Source organism: Psychrobacter fjordensis (assembly GCF_904845995.1).
GTDB lineage: Bacteria > Pseudomonadota > Gammaproteobacteria > Pseudomonadales > Moraxellaceae > Psychrobacter > Psychrobacter fjordensis.
Window position 1 is genome coordinate 1 of the sequence record NZ_CAJGYP010000007.1, and the last position, 2,023, is coordinate 2,023.

Below are 2,023 nucleotides of genomic sequence, written 5' to 3' on the forward strand. Positions count from 1 at the left end.
GATTGATTTAAATATTTATATTAGCAAATAAAAAAGCGCCTCTATCAAATAGGGGCGCTTTTTTATTTAAAACTTATATCGCTAGATAAAAATCATACTTTTCCGGAGTAGATTATTACATGCCTGGTTGTGGACGTTCGCCACGTGGCTCACGATCACCTTTTTTATCATTTTTTCTTTCTTCTTTCATTTGTACAAGTTCGGCACGTTGCTCAGCAGTCAATACTTGAGCAATTGCATGCTGGGTTTGTATACGTTCAATAAAGCGTTGCTTCTCTTTTGCTGCTTGTTGATCAGCCAGACGGCTTACTGCGGTGTTATTCAATGTGCGGGCATTGGTCAATGCTTGAATCTGCTGATGCATTTGAGCGCGTTCTGCTTTGTTTTCTGTACGATCCGCTTTATTATCGCCATGCTGTTTTTGCATGATGGCTTTAATTTGTGTTTGTTGTGCTTCGGTCAGATCCAGTTGTGACAATGGGCCTCTCATACCACCTTTTTTCATGTCGCCCTTTTTCATACCGGCTTTATGCTGTTTTTGCATTTTGGTGGCCGATGGTGTGGTATCCGTGTTTGCATTGACGCTGCTACAGGCGGTGACAGTAAATACGCTAGACAATGCTAATACTGAGCCCAATAGTAATTTTTTCATAACAATACCTTTTATTTGATTGATTTGGTTAAGCAAATATTAAACGGTCATCTAGCAAATATTACTTTTAAGTGCTGTAGATAAACACAATACCTGCTGTTGATAGGTGCTATCTTACGACAGTTGAAGGTTACGAACATTTATGAAGTATTAAGAAAAGTAACGTTTATAGCGAATCGCTAAGCTCTTGCCTGATAATATAGATAACAAAGCGATTCAAAGCTAAAGGAGAAAAATATGCCAAATATATTATTAGGCGACGATGACGAAGAGTTGACTCAATTATTACAAGAGTACTTACACAATCACGGCATCCAATGTGACTGCGTTCATGATGGTGAAGCTGTTATAAAAAAACTGAAAATGGCGAGTACTCAGGCGCCTATTTATGATTTGCTAGTGCTTGATATTATGATGCCAAAAATGGATGGGCTCAGCGTACTGCGCCAATTACCGAATATTATTGATATCCCTGTCATTATGCTGACGGCAAAAGGCGAGGAGATTGATCGTATTATCGGTCTGGAGCTTGGCGCTGATGATTATATTACCAAACCCTGTAATCCTCGAGAGCTGCTGGCACGTATCAATGCAGTGATTAAACGTACCAATGCGGCGGTGTCAGATCACACACCATTACCAGAAGGTCGCTTGCATCTCGATCAAAATCAGCGAAGTTGTCAAATAGATGGTATTGAGCTGCAAGTGACGGGTACAGAGTTTGATCTATTGGTGGCGCTCCTCAAACAAAAAGGCGAGGTAGTCAGTAAAGAATGGCTATCAGAGCATGTATTGCAACGTGAACTTCAACCTTTTGACCGTAGCTTAGATGTGCATGTGTCACGCCTGCGTAAAAAACTTCAACCTTTTCATGACGAGCCAATAAAAGCGGTTCGTGGTAAAGGTTATCAGCTAGTACTTTAATAATGGAATCATCGATGAATACTCCTAAATTTAAGGTGCGAATCACCCTGTTTTGGCGGCTGTTTTTAAGCCTATTAGTCACCATTCTGGTCACTTCTATCTTATCGGTAATGGTAGAGCGTTGGTTGAGTGAAAAAGCGCTCACCGCTCTTATGGATGTGCAGGTCGATACGTTATTGACTAAGCGTCAAGAGATGGTTACGGCACTAGAAGCTGGCGACTTGACAGCCGTCAAGCAGATGTACCATCAAGACCGATGGCTGATGAATCAAATTAGAGTCTATGATGAGCAAGGTGCCATTATATTTCCGCGTTATCGCGATAGGGATGAGCTGAGGCCGGAACTTAGGCCATATGGTCAGCAGGCGATAGAGCCAGACTATTATCGTGATGGAGAGGAGCCAAGACCAAAAAGTAGACCAGAGGGTCAGCAGGCAACAGAGCCAC

2 protein-coding genes and 1 pseudogene are annotated in these 2,023 nt (G+C 41.8%); 2 read left to right on the forward strand and 1 reads right to left on the reverse strand.

Annotation, left to right across the window (positions count from 1 at the left end):
- Positions 1-115: 115 nt before the first annotated feature.
- A complete protein-coding gene (locus JMW61_RS14170; protein WP_201551648.1) occupies positions 116-652 on the reverse strand; it encodes a Spy/CpxP family protein refolding chaperone in 537 nt (178 codons plus the stop codon).
- 237 nt (positions 653-889) lie between these two features.
- On the opposite strand from JMW61_RS14170, the gene JMW61_RS14175 reads away from it, so the two are divergent.
- Both JMW61_RS14175 and JMW61_RS14180 read left to right on the forward strand, forming a co-directional pair.
- Complete coding sequence (locus JMW61_RS14175; protein ID WP_201551646.1) at positions 890-1,576, forward strand: response regulator transcription factor; 687 nt, start codon at positions 890-892, stop codon at positions 1,574-1,576.
- 14 nt (positions 1,577-1,590) lie between these two features.
- Positions 1,591-2,023, forward strand: a pseudogene (locus JMW61_RS14180) (two-component sensor histidine kinase); the annotation flags it as partial.

Excerpts from the sequence above, each read along its gene's own strand:
- JMW61_RS14170 (WP_201551648.1), bottom strand. The coding sequence starts at position 652 with ATGAAAAAATTACTATTGGGCTCAGTATTAGCATTGTCTAGCGTATTT.
- JMW61_RS14175 (WP_201551646.1), top strand. The coding sequence starts at position 890 with ATGCCAAATATATTATTAGGCGACGATGACGAAGAGTTGACTCAATTA.